Here is a 17,021-nt window from a genome sequence, read left to right on the forward strand (position 1 = left end):
GGTTCCGTCCGTACCACTCCCGAAAGCGCCCTCCCCGATGTCCGCCCCGCGCAAGCTCTTCGTTACCACCGCCCTGCCGTATGCCAACGGCAAGTTCCACATCGGCCACATGATGGAATACATCCAGGCCGACATCTGGGTGCGGAACCAGCGAATGAATGGCGCCGAGGTCAACTTCGTGTGCGCCGACGACGCACACGGCGCGGCCATCACCATCGCGGCCGACAAGGCCGGCGTGACACCGCAGGCCTTCGTGGCCGAGATCGCCGCGGGCCGAAAGCCCTACCTCGATGGCTATCACATCGCCTTCGACAACTGGCACTCGACCGACGCGCCCGAGAACCACCAGCTGGCGCAGGACATCTACCGCGACCTGCGCGCCGCCGGCCTCATCGAGACCAAGAGCGTCGAGCAGTTCTACGACCCGGCCAAGGGCATGTTTCTGGCCGACCGCTTCATCAAGGGCGAGTGCCCCAACTGCCACTCGAAGGACCAGTACGGCGACAACTGCGAGGTGTGCGGCGCCGTGTACGCGCCCACCGAGCTGATCAACCCGTACTCGGCGCTGTCGGGCGCCAAGCCCGAGCTGCGCAGCTCGGAGCACTTCTTCTTCAAGCTCTCGGACCCGCGCTGCGAGGCCTACCTGAAGAAATGGACCGCCGCCCCCGGCCACGTTCAATCCGAAGTGCAAAACAAGATTCGCGAGTGGCTCTACAAGGACGACGAAGGCAAGGGCGGCCTGGGCGACTGGGACATCAGCCGCGACGCGCCCTACTTCGGCATCGAGATCCCCGATGCGCCGGGCAAGTACTTCTACGTGTGGATGGACGCGCCCGTGGGCTACCTGGCGTCGCTGAAGAACCTGCTGGACAAACGCTGCATCGAGCTGGGCGGCGACGGCATCTCGTACACCGAGTACATGGCCGACCCTGATCTCGAGCAGGTGCACTTCATCGGCAAGGACATCATCACCTTCCACACGCTGTTCTGGCCCGCGATGCTGCATTTCAGCGGCCGCAAGGCGCCCAACGCCATCTACGTGCACGGCCACCTCACAGTGAGCGGCGAGAAGATGAGCAAGAGCCGCGGCACCGGCATCGACCCGCTCAAGTACCTGTCGATCGGGCTCGACCCCGAATGGCTGCGCTACTACATCGCCGCCAAGCTCAACGGCCGCAACGAGGACATCGACTTCAACCCCGACGACTTCGTGGCGCGCGTGAACAGCGACCTCGTGGGCAAGTACATCAACATCGCCAGCCGCGCGGCCGGCTTCATCGGCAAGCGCTTCGGCGGCCAGCTGGGCGTGGTGTCGGCCGACGGCGAAGCGCTGCTGTCGACGCTGCGCGCTGCAGCCCCGCAGGTGCAGTCGCTCTACGACGGCCGCGACTACGCCCGCGCGCTGCGCGAGGTGATGGCGCTGGCCGACAAGGTGAACGAGTACGTCGACCAGAACAAGCCCTGGGAACTGGCCAAGAAGGAAGGCGCCGAGGCGCGCCTGCACGACGTGTGCACGGTGTGCATCGAAGCCTTCCGCCTGCTCACGCTGTACCTGAAGCCGGTGCTGCCGGCGCTGGCCGTGAACGTCGAGGCCTTCCTGAAGATTTCGCCGCTGACCTGGACCGATGCCGCACAGGCCCTGCCGGCCGGCCACGCCATCGGCGACTACAAGCACCTGATGCAGCGTGCCGATGCCAAGGTGGTCGACAAGCTGTTCGACGTGCCTGAAGCCGCCGCAGCCGCCGCGCCTGTCGCCGTGGAAGCGCAAGACCTGCCGGGCGGCGAAGCCATCGCGCCGACGATCACCATCGACGACTTCGTGAAGATCGATCTGCGCCTCGCGAAGATCGTGGCCTGCGAGAAGGTCGAGGGCTCGACCAAGCTGCTGCGCCTGACGCTCGACGCGGGCGAGGGCAAGACGCGCAACGTGTTCAGCGGCATCGCCTCGGCCTACCAGCCGGAGCAGCTCGTGGGCAAGCTCACGGTGCTGGTCGCCAATCTCGCGCCGCGCAAGATGAAGTTCGGCATCAGCGAAGGCATGGTGCTAGCCGCGAGCCACGGCGACGAAAAGGCCCACCCGGGCATCCACGTGCTCGAGCCCTGGGCGGGCGCGACGCCGGGCATGCGCGTGCGCTGATCTGAAGACGAAGAAGAACTAGCCGAACTTGTTGTTCAACACGAGGTCGGCAAACACCTTGCCGCCCACCGAGATGTGGTCGCGCATCGCCTCCGCGGCGTTGTCCGCGTGGCCTTTGAGAATCCACTCGACCACCCGTTCGTGCTCCCGCTGTGAAGCGGCGAGCCGGCCGGGCTTCTCGAACATCCGGCCGCGGTAGGCCGCGATGCGCAGGCGCACGGTCTGCGCCTGCTCCACGATGAAGGGGTTGCCGCTGGCGCGGTAGATCACGCCGTGCAGCGCGGCGTTGGCCTGCTGATAGGCCTCGGCGTCGTCCGCCTCGGCCTGCGCGGCGGTGTCGGCCAGGGCGCGCAGCAGCTCATCGCGCAGTGCCGGGCCGATGCGCAGCGCCGCCAGCCGCGCCAGCACGCCTTCGAGCTCGCCCAGCGCTTCCATCATCGCGACCAGTTCGTTCGCCCGCAGCTGGCGCACGTAGATGCCGGTGCGCGGAACGATGTCGACCAGCCCGCGCGCACTGAGCAGCAGCAGCGCCTCGCGCACCGGCGTGCGCGAGGTGTTGAAGCTCAGCGCCAGCGCCTTTTCGTCGATGGGCATGCCGGGCGACAGCACGCCGCCCAGGATGTCTTGTTCGAGCCGGGCGCGGATGCGGTCCTGCAGGCTGGTGGTGTCGAGGGTTTTCGCGGGTTGCATGGCGATCTGGATATTAGCTAACCTTACAGATATATCAATTCATCTGTTTGGTACATCAATGTCTCCCACCCTCGCGATCGACGGCCACGTCGCCTACCTGACGCTGCACCGTCCTCAAGCCGCCAACAAGCTCACGCCGGACGACCTGCCCGTGCTGATCCAGCATGTGGACACGGTGAACCGCACGCCCGAGGTGCTGGTGCTGGTCCTGCGCGCCGAGGGCAAGTACTTTTGCAGCGGGTTTGATATATCAGAAGTGGCCACCCAGAGCCAGACCGAGGGCCGCAGCTTCGGCGAGATGGTCGATGTGTTCGAAAACTGCCGCGCGGTCACCATCGCGGCGGTGCACGGCGGTGTGTACGGCGGCGCGACCGACCTCGTGCTGGCCTGCGACTTCCGCGTCGGCGCCCGCGCCGCCGAGATGTTCATGCCGGCCGCCCGGCTCGGCCTGCACTACTACCAGAGCGGCATGGAGCGCTACGTGTCGCGGCTCGGGCTGGACACGGCCAAGCGGCTGTTCCTCACCGCCGAGAAGCTCGACGGCGCCGCCATGCGCGATTGCGGCTTTCTCACGCAGCTGGTCGACGACGCCGCGGCGCTCGACACCGAGGTGCAGCGCCTGCGCACCGTGCTCGCCGGCATGGCGCCGCTGGCGCTGCTGGGCATGAAGAAGCACCTGAACCAGATCGCGCGCGGCACCGCCGACGCCGCCGCGATCTCGCGCGAGGTGCAGCGCACCGTCGCGTCCGAAGACCTCGCCGAGGGCGGCCGGGCCTGGCGCGAGAAGCGCACACCGGTGTTCCAGGGCCGCTGAACGCGCCCGCCCTTCCCCCACACAAGACTCAGGAGACAACCCATGAAGCAAGAACTGCGAGCCCTCTCGTTCGCGGCCGTCGCGCTGCTGGCCTCGGCCGGCGCGCTGGCCGACACCTACCCCTCGCGGCCGATCACGCTGGTGGTGGGCTTCCCCGCCGGCGGCGGCGCCGACACCGTGGCGCGCATCGTGAGCGACAAGATGGCCAAGCTGCTCGGCCAGCCGATCGTCATCGACAACAAGCCGGGCGCCGGCACCACCATCGCGTCGGACCAGGTCGCGCGCGCCGCGCCCGACGGCTACACGCTGCTGCTGGGCAGCGCCAACCTCTACGGCAGCGACAAGCTGCTCTACAAGAGCGTGAAGTACGACGGCGCCAAAAGCTTCGTGCCGATCTCGCGCTGGAGCTCGGCGCCGATGCTGCTGGCCGTCAACAAGGACGTGAGCGCGAAGACCGTGCAGGCGCTGATCGCCGAGGCGCGGCAGAACCCCGGCAAGCTGGCGTACTCGTCGTCGGGCGCCGGCGTGGTCACGCACCTGGCCGGCCTGTCGTTCGAGAAGGCGGCCGGTGTGCAGATGCTGCATGTGCCGTACAAGGGCGGCGCCCCGTCGATCCAGGCCGTGGCCGCCGGCGACGTGCAGCTCACCTTCGGCACGCCGCCCTCGGTGCTGCCGATGGCGCAGGGCCAGAAGCTGCGCGTGCTGGCCGTCACTTCGGGCCAGCGCTCGCCGCTCTTTCCTGATGTGCCCAGCGTGGCCGAAGCCGGCGTGAAGGGCTACGACTACACCTTCTGGTTCGGCCTCTTCGCACCCGCGGGCCTGCCACCGGAGGTGACGCAGAAGCTGTTCGACGCCAGCGTGGCGGCGCTGAACGACCCCGAGGTGAAGGCGCGGCTGGAGAAGTCGGGCAACGAGTCGGCACCCTCGAAGTCGCTGGCCGAATTCCGTGCCTGGGCCCTGGCCGAAGGCGCGAAGTCGAAGGAACTCACCGCGCGCTCCGGCGCGAGCATCGAATGACGCAGGACGCACCCAAGGCTGGCCCCCTGCAGGGCTTCACCGTCATCGACCTGACCCGCGTGCTCGCGGGGCCGTACTGCACGATGCTGCTCGCCGACCTGGGCGCGCGCGTCATCAAGGTGGAGCAGCCGGGCCTGGGCGACGACGCGCGGCAGATCGGCCCCTTTGTCGAGGGCGACTCGGCCTACTTCATGTCGGTCAACCGCAACAAGGAGTCGATCGCGCTCGACCTGAAGGCGCCGGCCGACCGCGCGGTCTTCGAGCAGCTGCTGGCCACGGCCGACGTGCTGGTCGAGAACTTCCGGCCCGGCACGATGGAAAAGCTGGGCTACGACTGGCCGACGCTGCAGGCGCGCTTTCCCAAACTGGTGTTCACCTCGGTCTCGGGCTTCGGCCAGACCGGGCCGTACAGCAAGCGCCCCGCCTACGACATGGTGGTGCAGGCGATGGGCGGCATCATGAGCCTCACCGGCCACCCGGGCGCACCGCCGACGCGCGTGGGCGTGTCGATCGGCGACCTGGGCGCCGGGCTCTACGCGGCCGTCGGCACGCAGGCGGCGCTGCTGCAGCGCGGTCGCACGGGCCTGGGCGACAGGGTCGACGTGGCGATGCTCGACTGCCAGGTCGCGCTGCTCGAGAACGCGATCTCGCGCATGGAGGCAGAGGGCCGCGCGCCGGGGCCGATCGGCTCGCGGCACCCGTCGATCACGCCCTTCGACGTGTTCCGCGCGGCCGACGGCTGGTTCGTGATCGCGGCGGGCAACGACGCACTGTTCCAGCGCCTGTGCACTGCCCTCGACCTGCCCGTGCTCGCCGAGGACGCGCGCTTTGCCACCAACGCGGCGCGCTGCCAGCACCACGAGGCGCTGAAGCAGTTGCTCGAAGAGCGCCTGTCGACCGCGCTCTGCGCGCACTGGCAGGCGCTGCTGATGCAGCACAACATTCCCACCGGCGACTACAACGACGTGGCGGCGGTGGTGAAAGACCCGCAGGTGCAGGCGCGCGAAATGCTGGTGCAGGTGCGCACGCAGGGCGGCCAGTCGCTCACGGTGGCGGGCAACCCGGTGCATGTCGGCGGGCTGCGCACGCAGGTGCGCCGGCAGCCGCCGCGGCTGGACCAGGACCGAGAAGCCATCCTGGCGTCACTGGCCCAAGCCTGAGCAGGACGGGGCCGGCAGGTGCAGAATCCGGCCCATGCAACGCAGTGACCGCCTCCGCCCCTTCGTCCTTTCCGCGCTCGGCCTCGCGGGTGCGCTGCTGCTGAGCGGCTGCGCGGTGGTCAGCGTCGCGAGCACCGCCGTCAGCGTGGGCGCCGGCGCGGTCGGCCTCGCAGCCGATGCCGCCATCGGCACCGCGCGCATCACCGGCAAGGTGGTGGGCGCAGCGGCCGATGCGGTGATTCCCGACAGCAAGGACTGATCCGTTTCCCGCCTCAGCGCGGCAGACCCAGCGCCGCGAGGTGCGCGGGCGTGTGCTGTGCTTTCTCCTTGCGCACGAAGGCCGAACGCAGCGCCGCGTGCGGCTCGGCGGGATCGAAGAAATTGCGCCGCATGTGCGCCAGCTCCTCGTCCCGATAAGCCTGCAGCGGCTTCGCCGCCTCATCGTGGGCACGCGCCGCCTGCTTCTGCGCGACGCGCGTAGCCAGGTCCGGCGATGCCGCCAGTTGGGCGGCCAGCCGGCCGACCTCGTCTCCCAGTTCTTCCGGCGCGGCCTGCAGCACCCGCTGCGCCAGGCCCAGCGCCACCGCGCGCTTCGCGCTCACGGGCAACGCCGACTGCGTGAGCCGCTCGGCCTCGTCGGCGCCCACGCGGCGCGGCAGGCTGTAGGTCCAGTATTCGGAGCCATGCAGGCCCATCAACGTGTAGTGCGGGTTGAGCACCACGCCGTCGCGGCACCACACCTCGTCGGCCGCCAGCGCGAGCATCACGCCGCCCGCCGCGGCATTGCCGCCCAGCGCGGCCACCGTGAGGCGGTCGGTGGTGGTGAGCACGGCCTCGACCAGGTCGTTCATCGCATGGATGTTGGCCCACGATGCCTCGGCCGGATCGGCCGCCGCTTCGATCACGTTCAGGTGGATGCCGTTGGAGAAAAAGTCGCGCAGCCCGCCGAGCACCAGCACCGACGTCGGGCGGGTGCAGGCGAAGCGGTAGGCAACCAACAGACGCCGGCATTGCGCGGTGCTCATGGCGCCGCCCGCGAACGAGAAGTTCAGCACGCCGACCGGCCCGTACTCGCTGTACCGCATGTCGGTCCAGGTGCGGCGGCCAGCGGGCAACTCGAGCGGCGCAGGCACTTCGGGCAAGCCCGCAGGCAGCCGCGCGCCCAGCGCCTCGACGGCCGGCAGCTTGTAGCTCGGCAGATCGGACCCGGGTTCGCGCCAGGGCCGCAGCTGGGTGAGCCAGACCGCGCCGTCCACGGTGGCGCGGCAGACTGCGCCAGTGCGGGTGGCGATCAGTTCACCGGGCGTGCCACGCAGTTCGTCTTCGGCATGGCCGCCGTGCAGGTACCACGACGCGCCCTGCAGCTCGTCAAGCACGCCGGGCTGCGAATCGGCCGCGCGCAAATGCTGCAGCACCGATTCGGTGGTCTGCGTGGCCCAGTCGATGCGGCGTTCGGCCTGCTTCATGAAGGGCCGCCAGCCGGCGGCGAGGTCGGCCGCCTTCTGCCGCTTCGGCTTGTAGGTGCCCGAAGCGAAGCGCTCGACGGCCAGCAGCACGGCGTCGACGGCGGCATCGGCCACCTCACCGCGGTACAGGTCGCTCTTGCCGGCCTGCGGCGGCACCTTCAGCGGCGACCAGGCCCAGACATCGCCCGCGTCCATCTCGGCCACGGCCTCGAGCACGGTGACGCCCCAGCTGGCGACGCCGCCCTGCAGCGTCCGATCGAGCGAGGACGGGCCGCGGTCGCCGGGCGGGCCCGGATGCACGATCAGGCAGGTGTGGGCGCGCCAGACGTCCTCGGGAATCGCGGTGGTCAGCATCGGCGCGATGAGCAGCGCGGGTGCGTGCTGGCGCACCGCTTCGCGCAAGGCCTCGTCATCGCCGAGCGCCAGCACGATGCCTGCTGTGTGACCCCGGTCCTGGAGTTCGGCCAGCACGCGCTGCGTGAGGCTGTTGAAGGCGCTCGCGACGAGCAGGATGTGCATGGGGCAACCTTATTGACGTTTGTTTCTAAACGTCAAAAATGTATCTTTCAGCCTCGGCGCCGATAAGCTGACTGAAAGTACTCACCCCTGGGAAATCGCCGGCCCGCCGCGACGGCCGGGCCACAATGACCGCACATGTCATCGCCGCTGAACCTCACCCGCTTTCGCCCCCGCCTGATGGACACGATGGCGGGCTACGACCGGGGGCGGTTCCTGAGGGACCTGGGCGCGGGCGCCACGGTGGGCATCGTGGCGCTGCCGCTGGCCATGGCGTTTGCCATCGCCTCGGGGCTCAAGCCCGAGGCCGGCATCTGGACGGCGATCATCGCGGGCTTCCTGATCTCATTCCTGGGCGGCTCGGCCGTACAGATCGGCGGACCAGCCGGCGCGTTCATCGTGATCGTCTACGGCATCGTCGAGCGCTACGGCGTGGCCAACCTGCTGATCGCCACCGCCTGCGCGGGCGTGCTGCTGTTCATGGCGGGGCTGTTCGGGCTCGGGCGGCTGGTGCGCTTCGTGCCGCTGTCGATCGTGGTGGGCTTCACCAACGGCATCGCGGTGCTGATCCTGCTGTCGCAGCTCAAGGATTTGCTCGGCCTCACGGTCGAGCGCATGCCGGCCGACGTGTTCTCGCAGCTGCACGCGATGGCACTGCGGCTGGACACCTTCAATCCGCAGGCCTTCGCGCTCGGGCTGGCTTGCGTGCTCGGCCTGCTGGCGTGGTCGCGGCTGTTTCGCGGCGACTCGGCGCTGGCGCGTGCGGTGCAGCGCGTGGGTGGCCGGTGGGTGCAGACGCGCCCGGTGCAGATCGTCGGGCGCATCCCGGGGCCGATCGTCGCGCTGGTGTCGCTCACGCTGGTGTCGTGGGGCTTCGCGCTGCCGGTGGAAACCATCGGCACGCGCTTCGGCGGCATTCCCGAGGGCGTGCCGGCCTTCGCGCTGCCCGATTTCTCGTGGGAGACCGTCAAGCAGCTGGTGACGCCGACGCTGACCATCGCGCTGCTCGGCGCCATCGAGTCGCTGCTCTGCGCGCGCGTGGCCGACCAGGTCAGCGGCCAGCCGCGCCACGACCCCAACCAGGAGCTGATGGCGCAGGGCATCGCGAACATCGTTACGCCCTTCTTCGGCGGCATGCCGGCCACGGGCACCATCGCGCGCACCGTGACCAACATCCGCTCGGGCGGCAGCTCGCCCATTGCGGGCATCGTGCATGCGGTCACGCTGCTGCTCGTCGTGCTGCTGGCGGCACCGCTGGCGCGCCACGTGCCGCTCGCGGTGCTGGCGGGCATCCTGGTGTTCGTGGGGCTGAACATGGGCGAATGGCGCGAGTTCACGCCCGGCCAGCTGCGCCACTTCAGCCGCCATTACCGGCTGCTGATGCTCGGCACCTTCTTCCTCACCGTGGTGTTCGACCTCACGGTGGCGGTGCAGGTGGGCCTCGTGCTCGCGTGCGCGCTCTTCATCCGGCGCATGAGCGGGCTGTTCAGCGTCGAACTCGTGACCTTGCAACCGCCGGTGCTCACCTACCGGCTGTACGGCGCGATGTTCTTCGGCGCGGCGGCCAAGCTCGACGAAGCAGTGAACGCCGCCGAGCGCGCACCGCGCGGCATGACGGTGGTGCTCGACGCCACGCACCTGATCTACCTCGATGCCACCGGCGTCGATGCGCTGCGGCAGCTGCACCGGGCGGTGCTGGCGCGCGACGGGCTGCTGCGCATCGAGTCGCTGCAGCCACAGCCGCTCGAGGTGCTGGAGCGTTCAGGCTTTGCCGAGGAGTTGACGACGGGCCAGCCCGGCGCATCGCACGGCCCGTAGCTGTTACGGCGCCTCGGTGCCCCGATCCGGCGACGAGCCGCTGCGCACCACGCGCTGGTCGTCGTTCAGCGTGGCCGTGAAGACCATCGCCGAACTGGGCGGCTGCACCCAGCGCCATTCCCATTCGGTCTCGCGCTTGAGCGCATAGGGCGTGACCTTGGCCGGCTTGCCGAGCAGCTTGCGCAGGTCTTCCATCATCATGCCGGGCTGCACCTTGGCGAAGTTCTCGGGCGTGAGCACCTGGCGCAGCGCGCTCATCTTGCCGTCGGCGCCGATGGTGATCATGTAGTTCTTCTGACCCTGCGGCTGGCGGTTGAACTCCAGCACGCGGCCGTTGGGCACGTCCCAGACGTTCTCGGGTTCGCCGAAACGCGCGCGCACGTCGGCCTCGGTCGAGACGCCTTCTTCGAGCTCGCTGATGCGCTGCGGATCGCAGCCCGCGAGCCCGATGAGGGCTGCCAGCAGTCCTGTCATGAGGCCGATCCGGGCCTTCTGGAATCGTTGCATGCGGTCCCCGGTAAAATTCGAGCGATAAAGGTCCAGTCTATGTCCATCTTCCGCCGCCCCCACTACACCTCCGAGATCACGAACTTCATCGAGGAGATGAAGGAAAAGAAGCCGACGCTGGAAGCCGAACAGCGCGCCGGCCGCGCCCTGCTCTGGGACAAGCACCTCGACCGCAGCCTGCTCGAGGAGTACAGCGAAGCCCGCGTGCCGATGCAGCCGTACGTCTACCAGACCCAACCCAAGTGAATGGTGCCCACCCGGCATCCCGCCGCCCCGCGTGCGCGCACAGCTATTAAGTTGATAGCAATCGCCTCATGAGCGCAGACGAGGACAACGGCACGATCGTGGCCAGCATGCCCGAGGTCGTCGACCAGGTCGCCCTGGCCCGGCTCTACGGCGAGCCGCTGTTCGCGATGCCGAAAGACCTGTACATCCCGCCCGAGGCGCTGCAGGTTTTTCTGGAGGCCTTCGAGGGCCCGCTCGACCTGTTGCTGTACCTGATCCGCAAGCAGAACTTCAACATCCTCGACATCCCGATGGCGGGGCTCACGCGGCAGTACCTGAGCTACGTCGACGAAATTCGCCAGACCAACCTCGAACTCGCGGCCGAATACCTGCTGATGGCCGCGATGCTGATCGAGATCAAGTCGCGCATGCTGCTGCCGCCCAAGAAAGTGGCCGACGGCGAAGAGGCCGAAGACCCGCGCGCCGAGCTGGTTCGCCGGCTCATGGAGTACGAGCAGACCAAGCTGCAGGCCGCCGCCCTCAGCGCGCTGCCGACCTACGGACGCGACTTCTGGAAGGCGCAGGTCTACATCGAGCAGTCGATCAAGCCGCGCTTCCCCGAGGTCGACGTGGTCGAGCTGCGCGACGCCTGGGCCGACATCATGAAGCGCGCCAAGCTCGTGCAGCACCACAAGATCTCACGCGAAGAGCTCAACGTGCGCGAGCACATGAGCATCGTGCTGCGCCACCTGCAGGGCCAGCGTTTCGTCGAGTTCGAAAAGCTCTTCGATGTTTCGCGCGGCGTGCCCGTGCTCATCGTCACCTTCATCGCGATGCTCGAGCTCGCGAAAGAAACGCTGATCGACATCACGCAGGCCGAGGCCTTCGCCCCCATCTACGTCCGACTGGCCTACTCGCCCGCCTGACCCAACCGGTTCCACTCCCCGTGACTTCTGCCGTACGCGACTTCGACGTCCTCATCGTCGGCAGCGGCCTCGCAGGCCTCTCCGCCGCGCTGCACCTGGCCCCCACCCACCGCGTGGCCGTGCTCACCAAGCGCGCGCTGAACGACGGCTCCAGCGCCTGGGCGCAGGGCGGCATCGCGGCCGTGCTGGCGGCGGGCGACAGCTTCGACGCCCACGTGGAAGACACGCTGGTGGCCGGCGCGGGCCTGTGCGACCCCGAAGCCACGCGCTTCGTGGTCGAAGGCGCGCCGCAGGCCATCGGCTGGTTGCGCGAACTGGGCGTGCCCTTCTCGGAAGAAGGCGGCGACCTGCACCTGACGCGCGAAGGCGGCCACAGCCAGCGCCGCATCGTGCACGTGACCGACGCCACCGGCGCGGCCGTGCAGCAGGTGCTGATCGAGCGCGTGCGCCGCACGCCCAACATCACGCTGTTCGAGCACCACACGCTGGTCGACCTGGTCACCGGCACCAAGCTCGGCTTGGCCGATCCGTCGTGCCAGGGCCTGTACGCGCTGGACGACGAGACCGACGAGGTGCTGGCCTTCCGCGCGCCGCACACCATCCTGGCGACCGGCGGCGCGGGCAAGGTGTACCTGTACACCACCAACCCCGACACCGCCACCGGCGACGGCATTGCCGCCGCCTGGCGCGCGGGCTGCCGGGTGTCGAACCTGGAGTTCATCCAGTTCCACCCGACCTGCCTGTACCACCCGCACGCGAAGTCGTTCCTGATCAGCGAAGCGGTGCGCGGCGAAGGCGGCCTGCTCAAGTTGCCCGACGGCACGCGCTTCATGCCCAAGCACGACGAACGCGCCGAACTCGCGCCGCGCGACGTGGTGGCCCGCGCCATCGACTTCGAGATGAAGAAGCACGGGCTCGATTGCGTGTACCTCGACATCTCGCATCAGCCGCCCGCGTTCCTGAAAGAACACTTCCCCAACATCCTGGCGCGCTGTCTCGAGCTGGGCATCGACATCACGCGCGAGCCGATTCCCGTGGTGCCCGCCGCGCACTACACCTGCGGCGGCGTGCTCAGCGACCTGGCCGGCCGCACCGACATCCCGGGCCTGTACGCCATCGGCGAAACCGCCTGCACCGGCCTGCACGGCGCCAACCGGCTGGCCAGCAACTCGCTGGTCGAGTGCATGGTGTTCGCGCGCGCCGCGGCCGACGCCATTGCGCAGGCCCCGTCGCGCGAACGCGCCGTGCTGCCCGCCTGGGACGAAAGCCGCGTCACCGACGCCGACGAAGCCGTGGTCATCTCCCACAACTGGGACGAGCTGCGCCGCTTCATGTGGGACTACGTCGGCATCGTGCGCACCAACAAGCGCCTGGAGCGTGCGAGCCATCGCATCGCGCTGCTGCAGGCCGAGATCCAGGAGTTCTACGCGAACTTCCACGTCACGCGCGACCTGCTCGAACTGCGCAACCTGGTGCAGGTGGCCGAGCTGATCGTGCGTTCCGCGCAGGCCCGCCACGAGAGCCGTGGCCTGCATTTCAGTCGCGATTACCCTTCGCTGGCCGAGCCCACCGCACCCACCGTGCTGGTGCCGCCGGTCGACTGAGCCCACCCTTCGTCACCTTTCGATCACCCTCAGGATGCCCGGCCACCGACGCCCGCAGGGAGAAAGCCAACCATGTCGAACACACCTTCCACCCCCACCCCACCGTCCGAAGCCCCTGCCGGCACGCCCTACGGCACGCTGCCGCCCGCCTCGCCGCTGGCGCAGCGCAAGCCCGTGAGCCTGCCGCGGCTGGCGGACATGCATGCGCGCGGTGAAAAGATCGCCATGCTCACCGCCTACGACGCCACCTTCGCGGCCATGGCCGACGCGGCGGGCATCGACTGCCTGCTGGTCGGCGACTCGCTGGGCATGGTCTGCCAGGGCCTGAACAGCACCGTGGGCGTGAGCCTGGAAGCCATGCGCTATCACACCGACAGCGTCTCGCGCGGCCTGCGCCGCGTGCAGGGCACGACCTGGCTCATCGCCGACCTGCCCTTCGGCAGCTATCAAGAGTCGCGCGAGCAGGCGCTGCGTAGCGCCACCGTGCTGATGCAGGCCGGCGCGCACATGGTCAAGCTCGAAGGCGGCGGCTGGACCACCGAAACGGTGCGCTTCCTGGTCGAGCGCGGCATTCCCGTGTGCGCCCACCTCGGCCTGACGCCGCAGACCGTGCATGCGCTCGGCGGCTACCGCGTGCAGGGCAAGGGCGACACCGCCGGCGCGCTTCTCAAGCAGCAGGCCCACGCGCTGCAGGATGCAGGCGCCGCCATGCTGGTGCTCGAGATGGTGCCGGCCGCGCTGGCCGCCGAGCTCACGACCGAGCTGACCCGCTGCGCCACCATCGGCATCGGCGCCGGCAAAGCCACCGCGGGCCAGGTGCTCGTGCTGCACGACATGCTGGGCATCAACCTCGGGAAGATGCCGAAGTTCGTGCGCAACTTCATGGCCGACGCGCCGGGCGTGCTGCCCGCGCTGCAGGCCTACGTGCAGGCCGTGAAGAACGGCAGCTTCCCCGACGATCGCCTCCACGCCTGGTAAGCCCCCAAGGACACCGACCATGTACATCGCCAAGACCATCGACGAACTGCGCCAGCACCTGTCTTCCAGCCAACGGCCCGCCTTCGTGCCCACCATGGGCAACCTGCACGAGGGCCACCTCGCGCTCGTGCGCCAGGCCAAGCCGCTGGGCGACGCCACGGTGGCGAGCATCTTCGTGAACCGCCTGCAGTTTTTGCCGCACGAAGACTTCGACACCTACCCGCGCACCTGGGACAGCGACTGCGAGAAGCTGCGCGCCGCCGGCTGCGACGTGCTGTTCGCGCCCGACGAGAAGGCGCTCTACCCCGAGCCCCAGACCTGCAAGGTGCATCCCGACCCGGCACTGGCCGATCTGCTCGAAGGGCATTTCCGCCCCGGCTTCTTCATCGGCGTGTGCACGGTGGTGATGAAGCTGTTCCAGTGCGTGCAGCCGCGCGTGGCCGTGTTCGGCAAGAAGGACTACCAGCAGCTCATGATGATCCGCCACATGGTGCGGCAGTTTGCGATGCCCATCGAGATCGTCGGCGGCGAGACCTTCCGCGCCGACGACGGCCTGGCGCTCTCGTCGCGCAACGGCTACCTGAGCGCCACCGAACGCGCCGAGGCCGTGCAGCTGTCGAAGGCGCTGCGAGACATGGCCGAGTCCGTGCGCGCCGGCGAGCGCGACGTGGCCGCCCTCGAGGCGCGCGCCATGCAGTCGCTTGCACAGCGCGGCTGGCAGCCCGACTACCTCGTGCTGCGCCGCCGCTCCGACCTGCAGGCACCCCAGCCCGGCGATGCGCTCGTGGCCCTGGCCGCCGCGCGGCTGGGCAATACGCGGCTCATCGACAACCTCGAAATCGACACCCCGCTCGCTTCATGACCTACAGCGTCAAGGAAATCTTCTACACCTTGCAGGGCGAAGGCGGCCAGGCCGGCATGCCGGCCGTGTTCTGCCGCTTCGCCGGCTGCAACCTCTGGACCGGTCGCGAGGAAGACCGCGACACGGCCGTCTGCCGTTTCTGCGACACCGACTTCGTCGGCACCGACGGCACGCTGGGCGGCAAGTTCAAGAGCGCCGACCAACTCGCCGACACCATCGCCGCGCAATGGCCCGCCGGCGACACCGCGCACCGGCTGGTCGTGCTCACCGGCGGTGAGCCGCTGCTGCAGGTCGATGCGGCGCTGGTCGATGCGCTGCATGTGCGGCACTTCCGCATCGCGGTCGAGAGCAACGGCACGGTCGCCGCACCCGAAGGCATCGACTGGCTGTGCATCAGCCCCAAGGCCGGCGCGCCGTGGGTGCAGCAGCGCGGCCAGGAGCTCAAGCTGGTGTGGCCGCAGGCCGGGTTCGACCTCGACACGATGGCGCACACGGGCGAGTTCACGCACCGTTTCCTGCAGCCGATGGACGGGCCCGACCGGCTCGCCAACACCGAACGCTGCATCGACGAATGCATGAAGCAGCCGGTGTGGCGCCTCAGCGTGCAGACCCACAAGATCACGGGCATCCGCTGACGCGGCGGCCTCTTTCTTCTCTTTTCTCTGTTTCCGAGTTTCTTTTTTCTTTTGACGATGCGCTTCACCATCAGCCAACGCTTCTTCTTCGACGCCGCCCACACGCTCAAACGCGAGATCGAAGTCGAAGGCAGCCGCCGTATTCACGGCCACACCTACCACGCAGAGGTGTGGCTTGCGGGCGAACGCGACCCGGTGACGGGCATGGTGATCGACCTGGGCCTGCTGCGCCGCCGGCTCGAGGATGTGCGCGAGCAGCTCGACCACCATCTGCTGGACGACGTGCCGGGGCTGCATCCGCCGACGCTGGAGAACCTGTGCGTGTTCATCGCGGAAGCGCTGCCGGATCTGCGGCCGTCGCTGGCGCGCGTGCGCGTGTGGCGCGAGGCGCTGGGCGATTCCTGCACGGTGGAGTTTTAAGTCTTGCTCCCTCTCCCCTCGGGGAGAGGGTTGGGGTGAGGGTGAGCGGCAATCAACGCGGCGCGATGTTGTGAGGCCCCTGCCCTCACCCTAACCCTCTCCCGCACGCGGGAGAGGGAGCAATGCCTCAGGCGGCGCCGATGCCCGCGACCAGGCTGCCCGGCGCCTGCCCGTTCTTCAGCCCGGCCGTGAACGCCAGCATCCGATCGATCGGCACCCGCGCCCGCACGCCCAGCGCCGGATCGACGTGGATCTCGCCCGCGCCGGTTTCCAGCGCATTCGCCAGTTCGACCAGCCCGTTCATCGCCATCCACGGGCAATGCGCGCAGCTCTTGCAAGTGCCGCCGTTCCCAGCCGTAGGCGCTTCGATGAAGGTCTTGCCGGGGTTCAGCGTGCGCAGCTTGTGCAGCATGCCGGTGTCGGTCGCGACGATGAACTCGGTCGCGTCGAAGCGCTGCGCCGCGTTCAGGATGGCCGAGGTGGAACCCACCGCATGCGCCAGTGCGATCACGTCCGACGGCGACTCCGGGTGCACCAGCACTTTGGCCTTCGGGTGCTCCTTCATCAGCAGCTCGAGTTCGAGCGACTTGAATTCATCGTGCACGATGCACGCGCCGTTCCAGCTGACCATGTCGGCGCCGGTCTGGCGGCGGATGTAGTCGCCCAGATGTCGGTCGGGGCCCCAGAGGATCTTCTGGCCGGCCGCATGCAACGCGTTGACTACGTCGAGCGCGCAGCTGGAGGTGACGAGCCAGTCGGCGCGCGCCTTCACGGCGGCGCTGGTGTTGGCGTAAACGACCACGGTGCGGTCGGGATGCGCATCGCAGAAGGCACTGAATTCGTCGACCGGGCAGCCCAGGTCGAGCGAGCAGTTCGCGTCGAGGTCGGGCATCAGCACGCGCTTCTCGGGCGACAGAATTTTCGAGGTCTCGCCCATGAAGCGCACGCCCGACACCACCAGCGTGGTGGCGGCGTGGTCGCGGCCGAAGCGGGCCATCTCGAGCGAATCGCTCACGATGCCGCCGGTTTCCTCGGCCAGGTCCTGCAGGTCGGGGTGCACGTAGAAGTGCGACACCATCACCGCGTTGCGTTCGCGCAGCAGGCGGCGAATGCGCTCCTTCAGCGCGATGCGCTCATCGGGCGAAGGCTCGGGGGGCACGCGGGCCCAGGCGTGGCGCGTGTCGCAGACCGAGCCTTGCGCGGGCTGTTCGTAGTCGACATCGATGACGGAAGCGGTCGTCATGGC

At 68.7% G+C, this 17,021-nt stretch carries 17 protein-coding genes; 13 read left to right on the forward strand and 4 right to left on the reverse strand.

Annotated features, from left to right (window positions below; translation table 11 throughout):
• Positions 1 to 37: 37 nt before the first annotated feature.
• Positions 38 to 2,137: a methionine--tRNA ligase gene (gene metG, locus AAG801_RS06940; protein ID WP_101489033.1), complete on the forward strand. Its 2,100-nt coding sequence runs from the start codon at positions 38 to 40 to the stop codon at positions 2,135 to 2,137.
• 18 nt (positions 2,138 to 2,155) lie between these two features.
• Here the strand turns inward: metG and AAG801_RS06945 are convergent, their stop codons facing one another.
• Positions 2,156 to 2,827: a GntR family transcriptional regulator gene (locus tag AAG801_RS06945; protein WP_341887735.1), complete on the reverse strand. Its 672-nt coding sequence runs from the start codon at positions 2,825 to 2,827 to the stop codon at positions 2,156 to 2,158.
• A gap of 58 nt (positions 2,828 to 2,885) precedes the next feature.
• Between AAG801_RS06945 and AAG801_RS06950 the strand changes: the two genes are divergently transcribed.
• Genes AAG801_RS06950 through AAG801_RS06965 form a run of 4 tightly spaced genes read left to right on the forward strand, consistent with a single transcriptional unit; the run spans position 2,886 to position 6,077 of the window.
• Positions 2,886 to 3,641, forward strand: a complete 756-nt coding sequence (locus tag AAG801_RS06950; RefSeq protein ID WP_341887736.1) for an enoyl-CoA hydratase/isomerase family protein — start codon at positions 2,886 to 2,888, stop codon at positions 3,639 to 3,641.
• Between the two features lie 42 nt (positions 3,642 to 3,683).
• A complete protein-coding gene (locus AAG801_RS06955; RefSeq protein WP_341887737.1) occupies positions 3,684 to 4,658 on the forward strand; it encodes a tripartite tricarboxylate transporter substrate binding protein in 975 nt (324 codons plus the stop codon).
• Entirely contained in the window at positions 4,655 to 5,818 is a 1,164-nt protein-coding gene (locus AAG801_RS06960; RefSeq protein ID WP_341887738.1) for a CoA transferase, read from the forward strand. Before AAG801_RS06955 ends, AAG801_RS06960 begins: the two co-directional genes overlap by 4 nt.
• A 34-nt stretch (positions 5,819 to 5,852) precedes the next feature.
• Positions 5,853 to 6,077 (forward strand): hypothetical protein, encoded by a 225-nt coding sequence (locus AAG801_RS06965; RefSeq protein ID WP_099792222.1) that lies wholly within the window; start codon positions 5,853 to 5,855, stop codon positions 6,075 to 6,077.
• A gap of 13 nt (positions 6,078 to 6,090) precedes the next feature.
• On the opposite strand, the gene AAG801_RS06970 is transcribed toward AAG801_RS06965, so the two are convergent.
• The gene (locus tag AAG801_RS06970; protein ID WP_341887739.1) at positions 6,091 to 7,803 is read right to left on the reverse strand and encodes a hydrogenase maturation protein; all 1,713 of its coding nucleotides are present in this window, start codon (positions 7,801 to 7,803) and stop codon (positions 6,091 to 6,093) included.
• 135 nt (positions 7,804 to 7,938) lie between these two features.
• Here AAG801_RS06970 and AAG801_RS06975 point away from each other — a divergent pair, with 135 nt between their 5' ends.
• Positions 7,939 to 9,618, forward strand: coding sequence for a SulP family inorganic anion transporter (locus AAG801_RS06975; protein ID WP_341887740.1), 1,680 nt, complete (start codon positions 7,939 to 7,941; stop codon positions 9,616 to 9,618).
• A gap of 3 nt (positions 9,619 to 9,621) precedes the next feature.
• On the opposite strand, the gene AAG801_RS06980 is transcribed toward AAG801_RS06975, so the two are convergent.
• Positions 9,622 to 10,092, reverse strand: a complete 471-nt coding sequence (locus AAG801_RS06980; protein WP_257884680.1) for an outer membrane protein assembly factor BamE — start codon at positions 10,090 to 10,092, stop codon at positions 9,622 to 9,624.
• Between the two features lie 72 nt (positions 10,093 to 10,164).
• Between AAG801_RS06980 and AAG801_RS06985 the strand changes: the two genes are divergently transcribed.
• The 7 genes from AAG801_RS06985 to AAG801_RS07015 all read left to right on the forward strand — a co-directional run bounded on the left by AAG801_RS06985 (position 10,165) and on the right by AAG801_RS07015 (position 15,775).
• Positions 10,165 to 10,371, forward strand: coding sequence for a DUF3460 family protein (locus AAG801_RS06985; protein ID WP_056578352.1), 207 nt, complete (start codon positions 10,165 to 10,167; stop codon positions 10,369 to 10,371).
• A 68-nt stretch (positions 10,372 to 10,439) separates the two neighbouring features.
• The gene (locus AAG801_RS06990) at positions 10,440 to 11,276 is read left to right on the forward strand and encodes a ScpA family protein (RefSeq protein WP_319359535.1); all 837 of its coding nucleotides are present in this window, start codon (positions 10,440 to 10,442) and stop codon (positions 11,274 to 11,276) included.
• Between the two features lie 20 nt (positions 11,277 to 11,296).
• Positions 11,297 to 12,880 carry an L-aspartate oxidase gene (gene nadB, locus AAG801_RS06995; protein WP_341887741.1) on the forward strand — a complete coding sequence of 528 codons (1,584 nt, stop codon included), beginning with the start codon at positions 11,297 to 11,299 and terminating at the stop codon, positions 12,878 to 12,880.
• 72 nt (positions 12,881 to 12,952) lie between these two features.
• Positions 12,953 to 13,858 carry a 3-methyl-2-oxobutanoate hydroxymethyltransferase gene (gene panB / locus AAG801_RS07000; RefSeq protein WP_341887742.1) on the forward strand — a complete coding sequence of 302 codons (906 nt, stop codon included), beginning with the start codon at positions 12,953 to 12,955 and terminating at the stop codon, positions 13,856 to 13,858.
• A gap of 19 nt (positions 13,859 to 13,877) precedes the next feature.
• The gene (gene panC / locus AAG801_RS07005; protein WP_341887743.1) at positions 13,878 to 14,720 is read left to right on the forward strand and encodes a pantoate--beta-alanine ligase; all 843 of its coding nucleotides are present in this window, start codon (positions 13,878 to 13,880) and stop codon (positions 14,718 to 14,720) included.
• On the forward strand, positions 14,717 to 15,355 hold the full coding sequence (gene queE, locus AAG801_RS07010; protein WP_341887744.1) for a 7-carboxy-7-deazaguanine synthase: 639 nt from the start codon (positions 14,717 to 14,719) through the stop codon (positions 15,353 to 15,355). The genes panC and queE overlap by 4 nt, the downstream gene beginning before the upstream one ends.
• A gap of 57 nt (positions 15,356 to 15,412) precedes the next feature.
• Positions 15,413 to 15,775, forward strand: a complete 363-nt coding sequence (locus AAG801_RS07015; protein WP_341887745.1) for a 6-carboxytetrahydropterin synthase — start codon at positions 15,413 to 15,415, stop codon at positions 15,773 to 15,775.
• A 127-nt stretch (positions 15,776 to 15,902) separates the two neighbouring features.
• Here the strand turns inward: AAG801_RS07015 and nadA are convergent, their stop codons facing one another.
• Positions 15,903 to 17,018 (reverse strand): quinolinate synthase NadA, encoded by a 1,116-nt coding sequence (nadA, locus tag AAG801_RS07020; RefSeq protein WP_341887746.1) that lies wholly within the window; start codon positions 17,016 to 17,018, stop codon positions 15,903 to 15,905.
• Positions 17,019 to 17,021 lie beyond the last annotated feature (3 nt).

The organism is Variovorax sp. YR752 (assembly GCF_943372545.1).

Bases quoted from the DNA above. Each gene is read 5' to 3' on its own strand.
- metG (WP_101489033.1), top strand. From the start codon at position 38: ATGTCCGCCCCGCGCAAGCTCTTCGTTACCACCGCCCTGCCGTATGCC.
- AAG801_RS06945 (WP_341887735.1), bottom strand. From the start codon at position 2,827: ATGCAACCCGCGAAAACCCTCGACACCACCAGCCTGCAGGACCGCATC.
- AAG801_RS06950 (WP_341887736.1), top strand. From the start codon at position 2,886: ATGTCTCCCACCCTCGCGATCGACGGCCACGTCGCCTACCTGACGCTG.
- AAG801_RS06955 (WP_341887737.1), top strand. From the start codon at position 3,684: ATGAAGCAAGAACTGCGAGCCCTCTCGTTCGCGGCCGTCGCGCTGCTG.
- AAG801_RS06960 (WP_341887738.1), top strand. From the start codon at position 4,655: ATGACGCAGGACGCACCCAAGGCTGGCCCCCTGCAGGGCTTCACCGTC.
- AAG801_RS06965 (WP_099792222.1), top strand. From the start codon at position 5,853: ATGCAACGCAGTGACCGCCTCCGCCCCTTCGTCCTTTCCGCGCTCGGC.
- AAG801_RS06970 (WP_341887739.1), bottom strand. From the start codon at position 7,803: ATGCACATCCTGCTCGTCGCGAGCGCCTTCAACAGCCTCACGCAGCGC.
- AAG801_RS06975 (WP_341887740.1), top strand. From the start codon at position 7,939: ATGTCATCGCCGCTGAACCTCACCCGCTTTCGCCCCCGCCTGATGGAC.
- AAG801_RS06980 (WP_257884680.1), bottom strand. From the start codon at position 10,092: ATGACAGGACTGCTGGCAGCCCTCATCGGGCTCGCGGGCTGCGATCCG.
- AAG801_RS06985 (WP_056578352.1), top strand. From the start codon at position 10,165: ATGTCCATCTTCCGCCGCCCCCACTACACCTCCGAGATCACGAACTTC.
- AAG801_RS06990 (WP_319359535.1), top strand. From the start codon at position 10,440: ATGAGCGCAGACGAGGACAACGGCACGATCGTGGCCAGCATGCCCGAG.
- panB (WP_341887742.1), top strand. From the start codon at position 12,953: ATGTCGAACACACCTTCCACCCCCACCCCACCGTCCGAAGCCCCTGCC.
- panC (WP_341887743.1), top strand. From the start codon at position 13,878: ATGTACATCGCCAAGACCATCGACGAACTGCGCCAGCACCTGTCTTCC.
- queE (WP_341887744.1), top strand. From the start codon at position 14,717: ATGACCTACAGCGTCAAGGAAATCTTCTACACCTTGCAGGGCGAAGGC.
- AAG801_RS07015 (WP_341887745.1), top strand. From the start codon at position 15,413: ATGCGCTTCACCATCAGCCAACGCTTCTTCTTCGACGCCGCCCACACG.
- nadA (WP_341887746.1), bottom strand. From the start codon at position 17,018: ATGACGACCGCTTCCGTCATCGATGTCGACTACGAACAGCCCGCGCAA.